Raw genomic sequence first — 18,479 nt, forward strand, 5'->3', positions numbered from 1 at the left:
GTCTCAGCGGACGCGGCTCGGCTGGTCCGCCACGACGCCGGAGGTGCCGCGGAGGGGGATGTGCGCGAAGGCGTCGTCCCACTCCGCCGCCCTCCGGCGTCGTCGTGCGCGGACGACCATCCGGAGCAGTACGCCGGCGACCGCGCCGAGGAGGGCGCCGGAGGTGTTCATCACGACGTCGTCGACGGTGGCGAAGCGCGCCGAGAGGAAGAGCAGCTGGCCCGCCTCGATGAGCGAGCTCACGACGGCGCCGACGGCGACGGCGACCCACGCCCTCCGGAGCCGCAGGTTGAGGGCCAGGAGCAGCCCCAGGGGCACGAACAGGGCGATGTTGGCAGTCGACTCGATGAACGCGTAGTCGACCATCGGGAGGCCGTGCCGGGCGAACCAGGAGGTCACCCGGCCGAGATCCCCCCGCACTCCCGCATCGACGGGCGTCGGCCAGAAGGCGATCGCTGCGAGAGCGACCACGTAGGGCACGCCGATGGCGAGGGTGAGGCGGGTGAGCGACCGGGTCACGGTGCTCCTCTCGTCGGTCGTCGGGCGGGGGCGGCGACGACGGCGGAAGAACAGTCTCGCTCCCGGCTGCTGGGATCGGGCCGGGAGGCGCGGGGGAGTGGGCTGGAGGCACGCCCGTGCGCAGGACGCTCGGGACGCCGACAGGGGTGCTCGAGCCGGAGAGCGCGGGGCGGTGATCGCGCCGGCTCCGTCGTCGACCGGGCTCCGGCCCGGGCGAGCCTCCGCCTGCGGGCGAGCCCCGCCACAGCAGAATTCCGAGAACGCCCCGGGAACGACGAAGCCCGGCCGGATCATCGATCCTGGCCGGGCTTCTCACCGGTCGGGGTAGCGGGATTCGAACCCACGACCTCCTCGTCCCGAACGAGGCGCGCTACCAAGCTGCGCCACACCCCGGTGTGCTCATCACGGAGAACCGCTCACGAGCCTCGACAATAGTAGCCGATTTCCGGACCGCCGTCGGACACCCCTCGTCAGGCCGCCGGAGTGAGCGTGACGAGGGTCACCTCGGGCCGGCAGGCGAAGCGCACCGGTGCGTAGATCGAGGTGCCGACTCCGGCGGACACGTTGAGGTACGAGCTGCGCAGTCCGTTGTCCCACGTCGTCGAGCCGGCGACCTTGTCGCGCGGGATGTCGCAGTTGGTGACGAGGGCGCCGAAGCCCGGGACGCAGACCTGCCCGCCGTGCGTGTGCCCGGCGAGGATCACCTCGGCGCCGCGGGCGACGAAGTCGTCGAGGATGCGCTGGTAGGGCGCGTGCGCCACCCCGATGCTGACCCCGGCCGGTCCGTCCTCCGCGCCGCGCAGCTCGTCCACGGCTCCGGCGACGAGGTCGATGCGGTCCAGGCCGATGTGCGGGTCGTCGACGCCGAAGAACTCGATGCGCGTCCCCTTCACCGTGATGCTTTCGGCGCGGTTGTTGAGGTCCACCCAGCCGAGCCCGTCCGAGAAGAAGCCGGTCAGCCCGTCGGTGTCGAGATCGGCCTCGTGCTGCTTGGGGTTCTTGGAGGGGCCGACGAAGTAGCGGAGCGGGTTCTTGATCCGAGGGCCGAAGTAGTCGTTGGATCCGTTGACGAAGGCGCCGGGGATCCCGGCGAAGGGCTCCAGGGCCCGGCGGATGCCGAGCACGCCGTCGCGGTGGCCGAGGTTGTCGCCGGTGTCGACCACGACGTCGGGCGCCAGGGCGAGGAGCGAGCGGATCCACTCCTGCTTCTTCGTCTGCCACGGGGCCATGTGCAGGTCCGACACGTGCAGGACGCGGATCGGCTCGGAACCGGCGGGCAGCACCGGGAACGACGTGCGCCGGACGGTGAACAGCGTCCGCTCGACGCCGATGCCCCAGGCCGCGGCGACGGCTCCGGCCGCGGCGACGGCTCCGGCCGCGGCGACGGTCGCGAGGGCGGTGGTGAGGGGGCGACGGGTGCGTCCGGTCATGGGTCCTTCTCTCGCACGTCGGCCGCGAGCGCGGCCGCGTTCATTCTGCCGGACGCTCCCTCGGGAGCAGCCGGGGGTGCAGGGGCTCAGCCCGCGCGGGGCGGGGCGCCCGGTCCGGCGCTGATCTGCAGGGTGATCTCCGCGCCCCGGGAGACGCGCGACCCGGCGGGCGGGTTCGTCTGCGCGACCGTCCCTGCCGGGCGGTCGGAGGGGACCGGAGAAGTGTCGACGCGGACCGTGAAGCCGACGGAGCGCAGGCGTGCGGCCGCCGCAGAGGGGCTCTGGCCGGTGACCTGGGGCACGGCCTCCTGCGGAGCGTCGAGGAGCGAGCGGACGGGAGCCGGGAACGCCGTCCCACCGTACTTCGCGTCGGCGACGCGCATGATGCGCGGCCAGATCTGGTGGCGCACCTGACCGGCGTTCACCCGGTTGAGACTGAATCCGCGCATGGAGGTGAAGCCGGTCACGTTGCCGACCCAGGTGGCGGTGGCGACCTCGGTGCTCGCGCCGACCATCCACGTGTGCAGCGCGTCGTCCGTGGTGCCGGTCTTGCCGATGTGCGGCACCCCGGTGCGGGGGTTGGAGGGGGCGCCGGTGCCGCCCGTCACCACTTGCTGCAGGGCGTAGCCGGCGGTCGCGGCAACCTCCTCGGACATCCCCTGGCTGCACTCGGAGGCGGGCGGCGCGACGTCCGCGCCCGTGCGGTCGACGATCCGGTCGATCGCGATGGGCGTGCAGACGGTGCCCTTGTTCGCGAAGCCGGCGAAGGCCGTGGCCATCGTGAGCGGAGCGATCTCGTTGGTGCCGAGGATGGTCGGCGCGAGCTTCTGCAGCTCGGTCCCGTCGGCACGGTGCACGCCCATCGCCAGCGCCGTGTTGCGGATGCCGCAGAGGTCCAGCTGCTGGGCCATGGCGGCGAACGAGGTGTTGATCGAGCCGGTCGTGGCCTGCAGGGCCGTGGTCACTCCTCCGTTGCCGCCCTCGTCGTTCCCGGGGTTCCAGGACTCGCCGTAGTAGACGCCGTCGGGCTCGCAGCTGTCACGGAAGGTCGTGTAGGCGCGGCGGGTGCCGTCGACGCTCTCGCCGAGCGAGTGCCCCTCCTGCAGCCACTCCGCGAGGGTGAACACCTTGTAGGTCGAGCCGACCTGGAATCCCGAGGAGCCGCCGTACCCGAAGTCGGTGTTGTAGTTGACGCTCGTGTAGTTGGGGCCCGTCAGGTCCGGATCGTTGGAGTAGTCCTTGTTCTGGGTCATCGCGAGGATGCGGCCGGTGCCGACCTCGACCGAGACGCTCGCGCTGCCGATGTTCACGTTCGCCATCGACTTGGGCACCCAGTCGTCGGTGGCCGAGACGGCGGCCTGCTGCAGGTCGGAGTCGAGGGTCGTGTAGATCCGGTAGCCGCCGCGCTTGAAGGTGGCGTCGCGCTCGTCCTGGCTCGCACCGAACGCGTCGTCGTTCTTGATGACCCAGGTGACGTAGTCGCAGAAGAAGGCCGCGACTCCGGCCGTCTGGCAGCCGGTGCTCGGCTCGGTGATGTTCGGCGTCACGGGCTCGGCGACGGCCGCCTGCGCCTGCTCGGACGTCACCTTCGACTCGAGGTCCATGCGGGTGACGATGTAGTCGCGCCGGTCCCGGGTCTGCGGGTAGCCCTCCGCGGCGGGGTTCGCCGGGTCGCCGGGCCGGTCGAAGCGGAACTTCTCGGGGTTGTTCACGATCGCGACGAGCGCGGCGGACTGCGCGAGCGAGAGGTCCTTCGCGCTCACTCCGAAGTAGTAGCGGGCGGCCGCCTCGACGCCGTAGACGGTGCCGCCGAACAGGGCGATGTTGAGGTAGCCCAGCAGGATGTCGTTCTTCGGGTACTCCTTCTCAAGCCCGATGGCGAGCCGCATCTCGGCGACCTTGCGCTCCGGAGTGGTCTCCGTGGCCTCGCGGTAGGCCGCGTCGCGCTCGATCGGATCGCTGAGCGCCTCCGCCTTCTGCACGAGCACGTTCTTGACGTACTGCTGCGTGATGGAGGAGCCGCCCTGGACGTCCCCGCCCATGGCCGTCGTCGCAGCCGCGCGGACGGTGCCGAGCAGATCGATGCCGCCGTGCTCGTAGAAGCGGGGGTCCTCGGAGGCGACCACGGCGTCCTTCACGAACGGCGAGATCTCGTCCCAGCCCACCTCGACGCGGTTCTGGGCGTAGAAGGAGGCGAGCAGCACGTCGCCGCCGGAGGAGTCCTTCGCGTACACGTCGCTCTTCTCGGCGAGCGTGCCGATCTCGAGGTACTCGGGGAGGTTGTCGAACATCTCCACCGTGTTGCCGGCGGCCATGCCGCTCAGCGCGATCGCCGGCGTCACCGAGGCGGCCACCAGGACTCCCGCGACGACGCTCATGGCGACGATGCCGATCAGACCGCCGACGGCGCCCCCGATGGTCTTCACGACTCTGGTCCCGCCCTGCCCCGACATAGAATCAGCGTAGTCGCCGCGCTCGGACGAGCCGCGGCGCTCATCCCGCCGACGCGCGGCGCTCAGCAGTCGTCCCGCACCGGCCGCACCCGAGGAGAGCCATGTCCGTCCCGCGCTGGGAGTACATCACCACCCCGCTGATGATCCACAACACCACGGCGATCCTGAACACCTGGGGATCCGAGGGCTGGGAGCTGGTCCAGATCGTGACCGGTCCCGAGGGCGGCCTCGTCGCGTACCTCAAGCGCCCCGTCGCCGAGGCCGGCGCGTGATCGCCGAGCGCCTCGCGGAGCTCGGCGTCGAGCTGCCCGCCGTGGCGGTCCCCGCCGGCGCCTACGTCCCCGCCGTCGTGCACGGCGGCCTCGTCTACACGGCCGGGCAGATCCCCTTCGTCGACGGCGCTCTGCCGCTGGTCGGCAGGGTCGGCGACGAGGTGTCGCCCGAGCAGGCGAAGGACCTGGCCCGCACCTGCGCCCTCAACGCGCTCGCGGCCGTCGCCGACGCGATCGGATCGCTCGACCGGGTGACGCGGATCGTGAAGCTCACCGGCTTCGTCGCGTCCGCCTCCGGCTTCACCGGGCAGCCCGGCGTGATCAACGGCGCCTCGGAGATGCTCGGCGACGTGTTCGGCGAGCCCGGCCGTCACGCGCGCTCGGCCGTCGGGGTGGCGGAGCTGCCCCTCGGCGCTCCCGTCGAGGTCGAGCTGATCGTCGCCTTCGACTGACGCACCGCCCCCTCCTGCCCACGCGGCGGGAGGGGGCGGCGCCCGGTCAGTCCGCGGCGATCGCGGAGGAGATCACCGCCATCACCTGCGTGTCCGCGAGCGTCGTCGTGTCGCCCACGGCGCGTCCCTCCGCCACGTCGCGCAGCAGCCGGCGCATGATCTTCCCCGAGCGGGTCTTGGGCAGCTCCTGCACCACGAAGATCCGCTTCGGGCGGGCGATCGCGCCGATGTGCTCGGCGACGTGCGCCTTCAGGGTGGCCTCGAGCTCGTCGTGCCCGTGGGCCAGCGCCTCGGCCTGACTCGCCTTCGCGATCACGAACGCGACCACGGCCTGGCCGGTGGTCTCGTCCGCGGCTCCCACGACGGCCGCCTCGGCGACGACCGGGTGCGAGACGAGGGCCGACTCGATCTCGGCCGTCGAGAGGCGGTGGCCGGAGACGTTCATCACGTCGTCCACGCGCCCCAGGAGCCAGAGGTCGCCGTCCTGGTCGCGACGCGCTCCGTCGCCCGCGAAGTAGCGGTCGCCGAACTTCGACCAGTAGGTCTCGACGTAGCGCTCCGGGTCGCCCCAGATGCCGCGCAGCATCGCCGGCCAGGGCTCGGTGATCACGAGCAGTCCGCCCTCGTCGGCGCCGACCGGCGTCCCGGAGTCGTCGACCACGTCGATCGAGATGCCCGGCAGAGCGACCTGCGCGGACCCGGGCTTGAGCGTCGTGACGCCGGGCAGAGGGGACACCATCATCGCGCCGGTCTCGGTCTGCCACCACGTGTCGACGATGGGGGTGCGGCCGCCGCCGATGACGTCGCGGTACCAGACCCACGCCTCCGGGTTGATCGGCTCGCCGACCGATCCGAGCAGGCGCAGGCTCGAGAGGTCGAAGCGCTGCGGAATCTGCCGGCCGAGCTTCATGAAGGAGCGGATCGCCGTGGGCGCCGCGTAGAGGATCGTCACGCCGTGCTTCTCGACGATCTCCCACCAGCGGCCGGGATGCGGGCTGTCCGGAGTGCCCTCGTACATCACCTGGGTGGCGCCGTTGGCGAGCGGGCCGTAGACGACGTAGCTGTGCCCGGTGATCCAGCCCACGTCCGCGGTCGACCAGTAGACGTCCGACTCGGGGTGCAGGTCGAAGACCGCGCGGTGCGTGAAGGCGACCTGGGTGAGGTACCCGCCGCTGGTGTGCAGGATGCCCTTGGGCTTACCCGTGGTGCCACTGGTGTAGAGGATGAAGAGGGGCTGCTCGGCGGGGAACGGCTTCGCGACGTGGTCGGCGTCGACCGCCACGATCTCCTCGTGCCACCAGAGGTCGCGCCCCTCGTGCCAGGCGACCTCGTTGCCTCCGCGGCGCACGACCAGGACGTGCTGGACGCTGGACTCGCCGCCGAGGGCGAGCGCGGCGTCGACCGCCGGCTTCAGGGGCGAGACGGCGCCCTTGCGCCAGCCGCCGTCGGCGGTGATGACGAGTGTCGCCTCCGCGTCGTCGATGCGCGCGCGCAGGCTCTCGGCGCTGAAGCCGCCGAAGACGACGGAGTGGACCGCCCCCAGCCGGGCGACGGCCAGCATCGCGATGACCGCCTCCGGGATCATGGGCAGGTAGATCGCGACGCGGTCGCCGGCGCGGACGCCGAGGCTCGTGAGCAGGTTCGCGGCGCGCTTCACCTCGGCGGTGAGCTCGGCGTAGGTGATCGAGCGGGAGTCGCCGGGCTCGCCCTCCCAGTGCAGGGCGACGCGGTCGCCGTGGCCGGCCAGGACGTGGCGGTCGAGGCAGTTGTAGGCCACGTTCAGCTCACCGTCGTCGAACCACTTCGCGAACGGGGGCTCGCTCCAGTCGAGGGTGCGCGTGAACGGCCGGTGCCAGTGCAGGAGCTCTCGGCTCCGGTCGGCCCAGAAGGCGAGGCGGTCGGCCGCGGCCTCGTCGTAGAGCGCGGCGGTCGCGACCGCTCCGGCGGCGAGATCGGCCGGCGGCGGGAACCGGCGGGTCTCGTGGAGGAGATTGTCGATGGCGTTCCGGTCGGCGGCCGGGGCGTCGGGGGGAGTGGACATCTGCGATTCGCTCCTTCGCGAGTGAGACGTTCGCCGGCCCGCGCGGTCGGCGTCGCACCACCGTAGCGCCCGCCTCCAGCGCGGATCGCCGAGCGCCGCAAGCTGGGTGCGGGGCGGGTGTCAGATAAGAGTCCGCAGAGAACAGGATCCGGGCTTGGCGAATCGCGATCCGTCCCCTACAGTTGCATACGGCCGAATGAACTTCGGCCCAGCGGCGCAAGTGATTCCCCCCAATCCAGCGCCGCCGAGGCGGCACCTGTTCCCCCCAATGGGTGCCGCCCCCTTCTTCCCGCCGGATCCGGCGGAGGGACGCCCCCGCTCGAGCCCTGCTCGCGGGGGCGTTTCCGCGATGCCGGGACGTCTCCTCGTCGACTGAGCTTCTCTGCGCCGTGGGGACCCTCCTCGGAGCGGCTCCCTGCCGAGAGCCCCGGGCCGCTCCTGCGCGCGCGTCCGGCCCGGGTCGTTCCTCCACAGGCGCCGACGCGGGCGTCTCTCCTCCGATCGGGCAGGGAGCGCCCCGGCGCGCGGAACGGGCTCCTAGCGTGCCGGGATGACCCGCGACTTCGTCCCCCTCGTCCCCGCCGAGCACCGCCGCGACCCGCTGCCGGTGCGGCCCGCCGCCGCCGGCCTCGGGCTGCTCGCGCCGCACGCCGCGGACCCCGCGGTGACCGACCTCTTCGTGAACGGCGGCGCGGGCCTCTGGATCGACCGGGGCGGTGGTGCCGAGCGGGTGCCGGAGTGGACGCTCGACGCCGCCGGAGCACGGCGGCTGGCCGTCGCGCTGGTCGCGGCCGGTGGACGGCACGTCGACGAGGCGAGCCCGTGCGTGGACGTCAGGCTCCGCCACGGGGTCCGTGTGCACGTCGTGCTGCCGCCGGTGGCGACCGGGGGAGCGCTCGTGTCGGTGCGGGTGCCGCGGTCGGACTCCTGGACGCTCGGGGAGCTGCAGGCAGCGGGGATGCTGGACGACGACGGAGTGCGGCTTCTGCGCCGGGCGGTCCGCGAGCGGTGGAACCTGCTGATCACGGGAGCGGGTGGATCAGGCAAGACCACCCTGCTCGGCGCCCTGCTCGGGTGCGCGGCGCCGACCGAGCGGATCGTCGCCATCGAGGACGTCGGCGAGCTCCGGCCGGCGCACCCGCACGTCGTCTCGCTCGAGGCGCGGCAGCCCAACCTCGAGGGCGCCGGTGCCGTGGGCCTGGACCGGCTCGTGCGGGAGGCGCTGCGGATGCGTCCGGACCGCCTGGTCCTCGGCGAGTGCCGCGGCGTCGAGCTGCGCGAGCTGCGGTCCGCGCTGAACACCGGGCACGACGGCGGTGCGGGGACCCTCCACGCGAACTCCCTCGAGGACGTGCCCGCGCGTCTCGAGGCGCTCGGGGTCCTCGCAGGGCTCGGGCCCGAGGCGATCGCCCGCCAGACGGTCAGCGCGATCGACCTGGTGCTCCACCTCGAGCGCCGCGCCGGGCGGCGGCGGCTGGCGGCATCCGGGACGTTCGCACTCGACGCGGCCGGCCGCCTGAGGGTCGAGGACGGGTCGCTCCCGAGCGCCTCGAGGTCGAGCGCGTGACGGGCCGCGACGGGCTGGACGAGGTCGCGGCCGTCGTGCACCGACTGGCCGTCCTCCTCGCGGCGGGAGTGGCTCCCGCGTCGGCCCTCGGGCATCTCGCGGGGGCGGAGGGGGCGGACAGCGGGGACGCGCGGCGGCGGCGACTGCTCCGGGCGGTGTCGGAGGAGGCCGGCCGCGGGGGCGACGTGACGGAGGCGCTGCTGCGCGGGACGCCGGTTTCGCGGCGGAGCGGCTCGGAGCGGAAGCGGCCGCGACGGCGAGCGCCGGACACCGGTGAGGTGACCGCGTGGGCGGCGCTGGCCGCCGCGTGGCGGGTGGCCGCCGACTCCGGCGCGCCGGTCGCCGCCGCTCTCGGCGAGCTGGCGGAGTCCCTGCGCGAGCTGGCGCGCGCCCGCCGGGACATCGAGGTGGCTCTGGCCGGTCCCTCCGCCACCGGGAGGGTCGTGAGCGCGCTGCCGCTGGCGGCGCTGGGTCTGGGGGCACTGCTGGGCTTCGACGTGGTCGGCGTGCTCCTCGGGACGGTGCCCGGTGCGGTCTGCCTGGTCGGGGGAGCCGGGTTGATGGCGGCCGCGCACGCGTGGACGCGGCGCCTCGTCCGAAGCGCGGCCCCGGCCGATCCGGCGCCCGGGCTCGCGCTCGACCTCCTCTCGGTGGCGCTGGCCGGTGGCGGCTCGATCGAGTCGTCGCGCGCCCGGGTCGTGGCGGCGCTCGCCGAGTGCGGGCTCGACTCGGGCGAGCGCGTGCTCTCCGACGCGGACCCGGTGCTCGCCCTCTCCGCGGCGGCGGGCGTGCCGGCCGGACGCCTTCTCCGGAGCGAGGCGGCTCTGGTCCGGGCACGGGCGTCCTCCGGGGCGCGGGAGCGAGCCGCTCGGCTCGGCGTGACCCTGATGCTGCCGCTCGGGATCTGCGTGCTGCCGGCGTTCCTGCTGCTCGGAGTGGCTCCGATGGTCGTCTCGGTGCTGCTCTCGACGTTCTCGGTGGCGGCGTGACGCGGTCGACCGCTCCTCCACAGGGGCGGGATCGGGAGGCGTCTCCACGGATCGGCCGGAGGGTCGATCGGTGGGATCGGGAGTCAGCGATCCTCGGAGGAGGGGCACGGAGCGGGGCGGAACGGAGCAGGACGGATGAGAAGTGACACGGCGATCAGCGGCGGGGGAGTCTCCCGGAGTCGAGGACTCGGTAGGAGCAGGGATGCGGGAAGTGGTGTGCCCGGAACGAGCCGGGGCTCGAGGAGCGGCGGAGGTGCGGCGTCCGGCGGAGGAACTGGCATCGACGTCTCCGCGGGGCGCGTCGAGTGGCGCCGACCCGGGTGGGGAGGTCTCGGCGCTCTGGGCGACGAGGAGGGGTCGGCGACGGCGGAGTACGCGATCGCGACGATGGCCGCGGTCGGCTTCGCCGGACTGCTCGTGGTCATCCTCAAGGGCGACGAGGTGCGGAGCATCCTGACCGACCTGGTGACCCGCGCGCTCACCGCGGCGGGATGAGAGGCCTTCCGCTGCTGCGCGGGCGGCTCGTCCAGGAGGAGGGCTCGGCCACTGCCGAGCTCGCGCTCGTGCTCCCGGCGGTGGTCGCGGTGCTGGCGCTGTGCCTGGGGTCGGTAGCGGCCTCGGCGCAGTACGTCCGGCTCGTCGACGCGGCCGCCGACGCGGCCCGGTCCGCGGCCCGGGGCGACGACCCCCGCGCGCCGCTCGCCCGGGTGACGGGGGCGTCGCTCACGGCGGGGGAGCAGGACGGACTGGTCTGCGTCGACGTCGCGGCCCGGCTGCGCCCGCTCCCGGCGGTCTCGCTCCCGGTCTCGGTCCGGTCCTGCGCGCTGGGCGGGGGCGGATGATCCGCCGGCTCCCCGGGGCTGTCCGCGACCGGGAGGAGGGATCGGCCGCGGTCGTGGCGATCGGAGTCGTCGCGGGCACGATCCTGGTGACGGCCGCCGTCCTCGCCGGCTGCGCAGGAGTCGTCGGGCACCAGCGAGCGGTCGCCGCCGCGGACGCCTCGTCCCTGGCAGCGGCCGACGTCGCCTCCGGCCTGCTGGCCGGGGATCCGTGCGGACGTGCCGCCGCCGTGGCCCGCGCGAACGGCGCCGAGCTCGTCCTCTGCGACGTCGACGGCGGCGTCGCGAGAACGGAGGCGGCCGTCGCCGCGGGTCCGCTCTCCCTCACGGCGCGGTCGAGGGCCGGCCCGCCGCCCTGAGGGCGGAGGCAGCAGCGGGCGTCGTCCGGACCGAGGTTCGGACGACGCCGCGGGAGCGCGTCAGTCGGAGGAGAGTCGCTGGTACCGGTACGCGGCGGCGGTCGGCAGGGCGCCGGCGCCCTCGTCGTGCTCGAGGCCGCCGGCGAGGAGGTAGATGTAGCGGGAGCCCGCCCTCGCCCCGGGGATCTCGAGGCGTGCGGCGGGGGCCTGATCGTCGCCGTATCCCCGGCGGAGGGTCTTGCCCTCCAGCGGTCCGTCGAGGAGCTTGGCCGTGTAGGCGGAGGTCGTGGTGGTGTGCGTCGTTGCCATGCCTCATCATGCGCCGATCGGCGCCGCGCGTCACCCCCGTCGACGGCAGGCCGGGCAGGCGGCTCCGAGGCCGTGTCCAGCGTCCTCCCGAGGTCCCCGTGTCCTCGGGAGGGGGCAGCACGTCCGGGGTCAGTGTGTATGGTGTGCCTGTCGGGCGCCCCCGCCGATGGGGACGCGTCGCCGTTCCCCGCACCACGTCGCCGCGCACCGTCTCCCCGCAGCAGGGGACGTCGGACCACTGGTCGTCCGACCCGACAGCACCAATCGAGGAGAACTGTGTCCGGCACGAAGAAGCTGGTGATCGTCGAGTCGCCGGCGAAAGCCAAGACCATCGCCCAGTACCTGGGCGACGGCTACGAGGTGCTCGCCTCCGTCGGGCACATCCGCGATCTCATCGAGCCGAAGAACCTCCCCCCGGAGCTGAAGAAGGGCCCGCTGGGCAAGTTCTCCGTCGACGTCGACAACGGCTTCGAGCCCTACTACGTCGTGTCCGACCAGAAGAAGAAGACGGTCGCCGACCTCAAGCGCGCGCTGAAGAACGCCGACGAGCTCTACCTCGCCACTGATGAGGACCGCGAGGGCGAGGCCATCGCGTGGCACCTCCTCGAGGAGCTCAAGCCCAAGGTCCCCGTGCACCGCATGGTCTTCCACGAGATCACGAAGGACGCGATCCAGAAGGCGCGCGACAACACCCGGGACATCGACACCTCCCTGGTCGACGCCCAGGAGACCCGCCGCATCCTCGACCGCCTCTACGGCTACGAGATCTCGCCCGTGCTGTGGCGCAAGGTCGGCCCCGGGCTCTCGGCCGGCCGGGTGCAGTCGGCCGCGACCCGCCTGGTGGTCGACCGCGAGCGGGAGCGCCTGGCGTTCGTGTCGGCGAGCTACTGGGACCTCGCCACCGTGCTGGCGCCCGAGTCGGACGCCGCGGCGGGCTTCGACGCCCGACTGGCTCGGCTCGACGGCAAGCGGATCGGAAGCGGCCGCGACTTCGACGACCGCGGTCAGCTGAAGGGCGACGTCACCGTCCTCGACGAGTCCACCGCCGGTGCCCTCGCCGAGGCCCTGCGTGACCCCGCCACCACGGTCCGGGTCTCGAACCTCGAGTCCAAGCCGTACTCGCGCCGCCCCGCCGCCCCGTTCACCACGTCCACGCTCCAGCAGGAGGCGGCGCGCAAGCTCCGCTTCTCGGCGCGCCAGACGATGAGCGTCGCGCAGTCGCTCTACGAGAACGGCTTCATCACGTACATGAGGACCGACTCGCCCGGGCTCTCGCAGCAGGCGCTGAACGCCGCACGCACCCAGGCCGCGTCCCTCTACGGAGCCGAGACCGTCCCGGACAAGCCCCGGCTGTACTCCGGCAAGAACAAGAACGCGCAGGAGGCGCACGAGGCCATCCGGCCCGCGGGCGAGACCTTCCGCACCCCGGATCAGCTCTCGGGCACCCTCCGCGGCAACGACCTCCGCCTCTACGAGCTCATCTGGAAGCGCACCGTCGCCTCGCAGATGGCCGACGCCAAGGGCTCGACCGCCACCGTGACGCTGCTCGCCGAGCCGGCCGGCGACGTCGCGAAGACCGCCGAGTTCACCGCCTCCGGAACCGTCATCACCTTCCGCGGATTCCTCCTCGCCTACGAGGAGGGGCGCGACGAGGAGCGTCACGGCGCCCGCGACGAGAAGGACGCCAAGCTGCCGGTGCTCGAGGTCGGCCAGAGCCTGGTCGTCGCCGAGGTCGAGGCCAAGGGCCACGAGACCTCGCCGCCCCCGCGCTACACGGAGGCGAGCCTGGTCAAGGCGCTCGAGGAGCTCGGCATCGGCCGGCCCTCCACCTACGCGTCGATCATCTCCACCATCGTCGACCGCGGCTACGTCACTCCGCGCGGCACCGCCCTCGTGCCCAACTGGATCGCCTTCTCGGTGGTCCGGCTGCTCGAGGACTTCTTCTCCGACCTGGTGGAGTACGACTTCACCGCCGAGATGGAGGGCGACCTCGACCGCATCGCCGGCGGCGAGGAGGACCGCGTCGCCTGGCTCAACCGCTTCTACTTCGGCGGAGGCACGCACCCCGGGCTCCGACACGTCGTGGACAACCTCGGCGAGATCGATGCGAAGAGCATCAACTCCGTCCGGATCACCGACGACATCACCCTGCGCATCGGCAAGTACGGCCCCTACCTCGAGGTGGCCCAGGAGGAGGGGCAGGAGACGCCGCGTCGCGTCAACCTGCCGCTCGAGCTGGCTCCCGACGAGCTCACGCCCGCCAAGGCGCAGGAGCTCGTCGACGCCCCGGTGCAGACCGACCGCGTGCTGGGAAGCAACCCCGACTCGGGCAAGACCGTCGTCGTCAAGGACGGGCGCTTCGGCCCCTACGTGACCGAGGTCGATCCGGAGCCGGAGACCACGGCGGATCCCGCCACCGGGGAGGTCGTCGAGCCCGCGCCCGCGAAGCGCGGCGCGAAGAAGCCCGCTGTCGTGAAGCCGCGCACCTCCTCCCTCTTCAAGTCGATGGACGTCGCGTCGATCGACCTGGCGACGGCGCTGCGCCTGCTCGACCTGCCGCGCACGGTCGGCGACGACCCCGAGAGCGGCGAGCCGATCACGGCTCAGAACGGCCGGTACGGCCCGTACATCAAGAAGGGCACCGACAGCCGGTCGCTCACCAGCGAGGACCAGATCTTCGAGGTCGACCTGCCGACGGCGCTCGAGATCTTCGCCCAGCCGAAGTACGGGGCGCGACGCGCGTCGAGCGCGCTGAAGGAGTTCGAGGCGGACCCCGTCAGCGGCAAGCCGATCCGGATCCGCGACGGACGCTTCGGCGCCTACGTGACCGACGGCGAGACCAACGTCACGATCTCCAAGGGCCTCACGATCGAGGAGATCGACTTCGAGCAGGCGGTCCAGATGCTCGCCGACAAGCGCGCGAAGGGCCCGGCCAAGAAGGCTCCGGCCAAGCGCGCGCCTGCCAGGAAGCCCGCGGCCAAGACCACGGCGGCCAAGACCACGGCGGCCAAGACCACGGCGGCCAAGACCACGGCGGCCAAGACCACGGCGGCCAAGACGACCGCGGCGAAGACGACGGCGGCCGCCAAGAAGACGACCGCAGCGAAGAAGCCCGCCGCGCCCCGCGCCACCGCCGCCAGCCGCGCGGCCGCGGCGGCCGCCGCCGAGACGTCGGACGCGACGGAGTCGTGACCGGGCTGTTCGTCACCCTCGAGGGCGGGGACGGCGCGGGCAAGACCACGCAGGCCCGGCTGCTCGAGGAGTGGCTGGGCACGCGGGGCGAGACCGTCGTCCGCACCCGCGAGCCCGGAGGCACCGAGGTGGGCCTGCAGATCCGCGAGATCGTTCTGCACCACCGCGGCGAGATCGACCCGCGGGCCGAGGCCCTGCTCTACGCGGCGGACCGCGCCCAGCACATCGGCACGCTCGTGCGACCGGCGCTCGAGCGCGGAGAGGTCGTCGTGCAGGACCGCTACATCGACTCCTCCGTCGCCTACCAGGGAGCCGGGCGGGTCCTCGACGCCGTCGAGGTCCGGCGGCTCTCGGAGTGGGCCACCCACGACCTGAGGCCAGACCTCACCGTCCTGCTCGACCTCGACCCCGCCGTCGCGCGGGGCCGGCTCGACGCGGCCCGCACCCGCTTCGACCGGCTGGAGGCCGAGAAGGCGGAGTTCCACGGGCGCGTGCGCGAGGCGTTCCTGGCGATCGCCGAGACGGACGCCGAGCGCTTCCTCGTCGTGGACGCCGCTCTCCCCGTCGAGGAGATCGCGGCCGCGGTGCGGGAGCGGGTCGCCGTCCTCCTCGACGGCGCGTCGGCTGTCGGTGCTCGCGGTTAGCCTGGTTGCATGACCGTCTGGAGCCAGCTCGTCGGGCAGGAGCACGCCATCGGCGCCCTGCAGGACGCCTCGACGCCCCGGGACGACCGTGGCCGGGAGTCGTCGTCGATGACGCACTCCTGGCTCATCACCGGCCCTCCCGGGTCCGGCCGCTCGAACCTCGCCTACGCGTTCGCCTCCGCACTGCTCTGCCGCCACGGCGGCTGCGGGGAGTGCCCCGACTGCCGCCAAGTCGCCGCCCGCTCCCATCCCGACCTCGCCGTGCTGACCACCGAGCGCGTGATCATCTCGATCGACGAGGTGCGGCGGCTGGTCAGCAGCTCGCAGTACTCGCCCTCGGTGTCGCGCTACCGCGTCATGGTCATCGAGGACGCCGACCGGATGAGCGAGCGCACGTCCAACGTGCTGCTGAAGGCGCTCGAAGAGCCGCCGGAGCGCACTGTCTGGATCCTGTGCGCCCCGAGCGAGGCCGATCTGCTCCCCACCATCCGCTCCCGCGTCCGCTCCGTGCGGCTCCGCGTGCCGAGTGTCGAGGACGTCGCCGGTCTCCTCGAGCGCCGCGACGGGGTCGACCCCGAGACCGCCGAGCGCGCCGCCCGCCAGGCTCAGAGCCACATCGGGATGGCGCACCGCCTGGCGACCGACGCGAACGCGCGCGAGCGGCGCGAGGAGACGCTCCGCATCGCCCTGCGCCTCCGCGGCGTCTCGGACGCGGTGCTCGGCGCGGCGCGGATGATCGAGGTCGCGACCGAGGACGCCAAGGCGATCACCCTCGAGCGCGACGAGGCCGAGCGGCAGCAGGCGCTGCGCTCGCTCGGCGTCGAGCCCGGGGGCACCGTGCCCGCGCAGCTCCGCTCGCAGCTGCGGGCGCTCGAGGAGGACCAGAAGCGACGCGCGACGCGGAGCCTCCGCGACGGCCTCGACCGGATCCTCGTCGACCTGCTCTCCCTCTACCGCGACGTGGTGCGCCTCCAGCTCGGAGCGCCCGGAGGCGTCATCAACGAGGAGGTCCGGACCGAGATGACCGCGCTCGCCGACGCGACTCCGCCCGACCGCACGCTCGCCGTCCTCGACGCGATCGCGACCGCCCGGCAGCGGATCGACGCGAACGTCTCCCCGGTCCTCGCTCTCGAGGCGCTGCTCGTCGTCGCGGCGCGCCGTCCGGTGGCCGCGTGAGGCGGGGGCGCCGTTCGGCCGTCGTCGTCGCGCTCGTCGCGGCCGCGTCCCTCCTGACCGGCTGCTTCGCGCCCGGCCCGAGCGTCGACCGGACCTCCACCCCCTATCCGCAGACCGTCGACGACTCCCTGGAGCGCTACTACTCGCAGGTGCTGGTCTGGGACGACTGCGGCGACGGCGCTCTCTGCACCGACGCGACCGTCCCGCTCGACTGGGACGACCCCTCGGAGGAGATCGCGTCGATCGCTCTGGTGCGCCGACCCGCGACGAAGGGCCCGGCGATCGGGTCCCTGCTCGTGAATCCGGGCGGACCGGGAGCGTCGGGCGTCGACTTCGTCCGCGACAGCGCCGACTACGCGGTCGACTCCGCGCTCGCCGCCCGGTACGACGTCGTCGGCTTCGATCCGCGCGGGGTGGGCGCCTCCACCGCGGTCTCCTGCCTCGACGCCGCGGGGCTCGACTCCTACCTCTACGACATCACGCCGGGGGAGCGGGGCAGCGACGAGTGGATCCAGGCGCAGCGCACGACCGCTGCCGCGTTCGCCGCCGCTTGCGAGGAGCGTAGCGGGCCGCTGCTGCCCGAGGTCGGCACCCCGAGCGCCGCCCGTGATCTCGACGTGCTGCGCGCGGCGCTCGGCGACGAGACGCTGCACTACCTCGGCTACTCCTACGGCACGTTCCTCGGAGCGACCTACGCCGGGCTGTTCCCGGACCGGGTCGGCCGCCTCGTCCTCGACGGCGCGATCGACCCGGCGGCCACCTCGTTCGACGTGGTGCGCGAGCAGGCGAAGGGGTTCGAGAGCGCACTGCGCGCCTACCTCTCCGACTGCCTCCGCTCGGACGACTGCCCGTTCACCGGCACTGTCGACGCGGGGATGGCCCAGCTGAAGCGCATGCTCGAGGACGTGGACGCCTCGCCGATCCGGGCCGCCGACGGCCGTGAGCTCGGCGCAAGCACGCTGTTCACCGCGATCGTCTACCCGCTCTACGACGCCACGGCGTGGGGAGCGCTGAGCGAGATGCTGGCCGGCGTCCGCCGGGGCGACCCCGCGGTCGCGTTCCAGTACGCGGACGCCTACAACGGGCGCGACGCGGACGGCCGGTACGCGGACAACACCACCGAGGCGTTCCTCGCGATCAACTGCGTCGACTACTCCTACGACGCCGACACCGCCTCGATGCGCGCCGACGAGGCCGCTCTCGAGCAGGCCGCGCCGACGATCGGCCGCTACATGGCCTACGGCGACATCCTCTGCAGCGAGTGGCCGGCGGCGTTCGAGGGCTCCCGCGAGCCGATCACCGCGGAGGGCTCGGCGCCCATCCTGGTCGTGGGCACCACGAACGATCCCGCGACGCCCTACGTATGGGCGCAGGCGCTCGCGGGCGAGCTCTCCGCCGGTCACCTGGTCACCTACGACGGCGAGGGCCACACGGCCTACAACAAGTCGACGTCCTGCGTGAACGACGCGGTCGACGCGTACCTGCTCGAGGGGACCGTCCCGGAGGTGGATCCGCAGTGCTGACCGAGCAGGAGCGGTCCCGCGAGCAGCAGCCCGGGCTCCGCGAGCGCAAGCGCCTGGCCACGCGGCGGGCGATCGAGATCGCCGTCCTCCGCCTGGCGAGCGAGCGCGGGCCGGAGCGGGTGACCATCGACGACGTCTCGCGCGCCGCCGACGTCTCCACGCGCACCTTCTTCAACTACTTCGCCTCGAAGGAGGACGCGCTGGTCGGCGGGCTCCCGGTCATCGCCGACGAGACGGCGGCGGCGTTCGTCGCGGGCCGGGGCGCCGTGCTCGAGGACCTGCAGCGGGTCTTCGTCGCCGCGATGGAGGAGCCGCTCGAGGAGGATCGGGAGCTGCACGTCCTCCGCCGCGCGCTCTTCCGCGAGCACCCGCATCTGGTCGGTCTGAAGATCGCGGGCATGCGCGAGTTCGAGCTCGCGGTCGAGGGGCTCGTCGCCGAGCGTCTCGGCCAGGAGGACGACGACGCGGAGCGGGTGCGCAGCCGGGCGCGGATGCTGACGCTCCTCGGGCTCGCCGCCGTCCGCCACGCCTGGGCGGCCTGGGTCGATCACGACGGCCGGGAGGCCCTGCCCGGACGCATCGCCCGCTCCTTCGAGGAGCTCCGCGGCGCGCTCGCCTGAGCCGAGCGCGGCGGTCGCCGCCGCCGTCGCGGAGCCTCTGCTCGACCGCGCCGTCCTGATTCACGCCCGGGGGCGCGAGCAGGCTATGCTGTGT

Annotated in this window: 17 protein-coding genes and 1 tRNA gene; 12 read left to right on the plus strand and 6 right to left on the minus strand. The window is 73.2% G+C overall.

The window, feature by feature from the left end:
• Positions 1–3: 3 nt before the first annotated feature.
• From C5D09_RS17795 to C5D09_RS06225, 4 genes are all read right to left on the minus strand, one after another.
• Positions 4–519, minus strand: a complete 516-nt coding sequence (locus C5D09_RS17795; protein WP_244229599.1) for a VanZ family protein — start codon at positions 517–519, stop codon at positions 4–6.
• A gap of 319 nt (positions 520–838) precedes the next feature.
• Positions 839–912 (minus strand) — tRNA-Pro (locus C5D09_RS06215).
• Positions 913–989: 77 nt separating this feature from the next.
• Positions 990–1,949, minus strand: coding sequence for a metallophosphoesterase (locus C5D09_RS06220; protein WP_104268853.1), 960 nt, complete (start codon positions 1,947–1,949; stop codon positions 990–992).
• 86 nt (positions 1,950–2,035) lie between these two features.
• Positions 2,036–4,402: a transglycosylase domain-containing protein gene (locus C5D09_RS06225; RefSeq protein ID WP_104268854.1), complete on the minus strand. Its 2,367-nt coding sequence runs from the start codon at positions 4,400–4,402 to the stop codon at positions 2,036–2,038.
• 101 nt (positions 4,403–4,503) lie between these two features.
• On the opposite strand from C5D09_RS06225, the gene C5D09_RS17435 reads away from it, so the two are divergent.
• Positions 4,504–4,674: a hypothetical protein gene (locus tag C5D09_RS17435; RefSeq protein WP_164861113.1), complete on the plus strand. Its 171-nt coding sequence runs from the start codon at positions 4,504–4,506 to the stop codon at positions 4,672–4,674.
• The gene (locus C5D09_RS06230; RefSeq protein WP_219813051.1) at positions 4,671–5,126 is read left to right on the plus strand and encodes a RidA family protein; all 456 of its coding nucleotides are present in this window, start codon (positions 4,671–4,673) and stop codon (positions 5,124–5,126) included. The genes C5D09_RS17435 and C5D09_RS06230 overlap by 4 nt, the downstream gene beginning before the upstream one ends.
• A gap of 46 nt (positions 5,127–5,172) precedes the next feature.
• On the opposite strand, the gene acs is transcribed toward C5D09_RS06230, so the two are convergent.
• On the minus strand, positions 5,173–7,167 hold the full coding sequence (gene acs, locus C5D09_RS06235) for an acetate--CoA ligase (RefSeq protein WP_104233737.1): 1,995 nt from the start codon (positions 7,165–7,167) through the stop codon (positions 5,173–5,175).
• Positions 7,168–7,717: 550 nt separating this feature from the next.
• Between acs and C5D09_RS06240 the strand changes: the two genes are divergently transcribed.
• From C5D09_RS06240 to C5D09_RS06260, 5 genes are all read left to right on the plus strand, one after another.
• Positions 7,718–8,734, plus strand: a complete 1,017-nt coding sequence (locus C5D09_RS06240) for a TadA family conjugal transfer-associated ATPase (protein WP_104268855.1) — start codon at positions 7,718–7,720, stop codon at positions 8,732–8,734.
• Positions 8,731–9,723 carry a type II secretion system F family protein gene (locus C5D09_RS06245; protein WP_104268856.1) on the plus strand — a complete coding sequence of 331 codons (993 nt, stop codon included), beginning with the start codon at positions 8,731–8,733 and terminating at the stop codon, positions 9,721–9,723. The genes C5D09_RS06240 and C5D09_RS06245 overlap by 4 nt, the downstream gene beginning before the upstream one ends.
• Before the next feature lie 216 nt (positions 9,724–9,939).
• On the plus strand, positions 9,940–10,218 hold the full coding sequence (locus C5D09_RS06250) for a DUF4244 domain-containing protein (protein ID WP_244229600.1): 279 nt from the start codon (positions 9,940–9,942) through the stop codon (positions 10,216–10,218).
• Positions 10,215–10,565: a TadE family type IV pilus minor pilin gene (locus C5D09_RS06255; protein WP_104222193.1), complete on the plus strand. Its 351-nt coding sequence runs from the start codon at positions 10,215–10,217 to the stop codon at positions 10,563–10,565. Before C5D09_RS06250 ends, C5D09_RS06255 begins: the two co-directional genes overlap by 4 nt.
• Complete coding sequence (locus C5D09_RS06260; RefSeq protein WP_104222195.1) at positions 10,562–10,921, plus strand: Rv3654c family TadE-like protein; 360 nt, start codon at positions 10,562–10,564, stop codon at positions 10,919–10,921. The genes C5D09_RS06255 and C5D09_RS06260 overlap by 4 nt, the downstream gene beginning before the upstream one ends.
• 60 nt (positions 10,922–10,981) lie before the next feature.
• Here C5D09_RS06260 and C5D09_RS06265 read toward each other — a convergent pair whose 3' ends face one another.
• Entirely contained in the window at positions 10,982–11,230 is a 249-nt protein-coding gene (locus tag C5D09_RS06265; protein ID WP_104222197.1) for a hypothetical protein, read from the minus strand.
• A 276-nt stretch (positions 11,231–11,506) separates the two neighbouring features.
• On the opposite strand from C5D09_RS06265, the gene topA reads away from it, so the two are divergent.
• Genes topA through C5D09_RS17440 form a run of 5 tightly spaced genes read left to right on the plus strand, consistent with a single transcriptional unit; the run spans position 11,507 to position 18,385 of the window.
• A complete protein-coding gene (gene topA / locus C5D09_RS06270) occupies positions 11,507–14,422 on the plus strand; it encodes a type I DNA topoisomerase (RefSeq protein WP_104250600.1) in 2,916 nt (971 codons plus the stop codon).
• Complete coding sequence (gene tmk / locus C5D09_RS06275; protein ID WP_104267511.1) at positions 14,419–15,066, plus strand: dTMP kinase; 648 nt, start codon at positions 14,419–14,421, stop codon at positions 15,064–15,066. Before topA ends, tmk begins: the two co-directional genes overlap by 4 nt.
• 9 nt (positions 15,067–15,075) lie before the next feature.
• Complete coding sequence (locus C5D09_RS06280) at positions 15,076–16,242, plus strand: DNA polymerase III subunit delta' (RefSeq protein WP_104222203.1); 1,167 nt, start codon at positions 15,076–15,078, stop codon at positions 16,240–16,242.
• On the plus strand, positions 16,239–17,765 hold the full coding sequence (locus tag C5D09_RS06285) for an alpha/beta hydrolase (protein WP_104268857.1): 1,527 nt from the start codon (positions 16,239–16,241) through the stop codon (positions 17,763–17,765). The genes C5D09_RS06280 and C5D09_RS06285 overlap by 4 nt, the downstream gene beginning before the upstream one ends.
• The gene (locus C5D09_RS17440) at positions 17,759–18,385 is read left to right on the plus strand and encodes a TetR/AcrR family transcriptional regulator (RefSeq protein ID WP_181027157.1); all 627 of its coding nucleotides are present in this window, start codon (positions 17,759–17,761) and stop codon (positions 18,383–18,385) included. Before C5D09_RS06285 ends, C5D09_RS17440 begins: the two co-directional genes overlap by 7 nt.
• Positions 18,386–18,479 lie beyond the last annotated feature (94 nt).

Origin of the sequence: Rathayibacter sp. AY1C9, from assembly GCF_002932315.1 — a bacterium.
In the GTDB taxonomy this organism is placed as follows: Bacteria; Actinomycetota; Actinomycetes; order Actinomycetales; family Microbacteriaceae; genus Rathayibacter.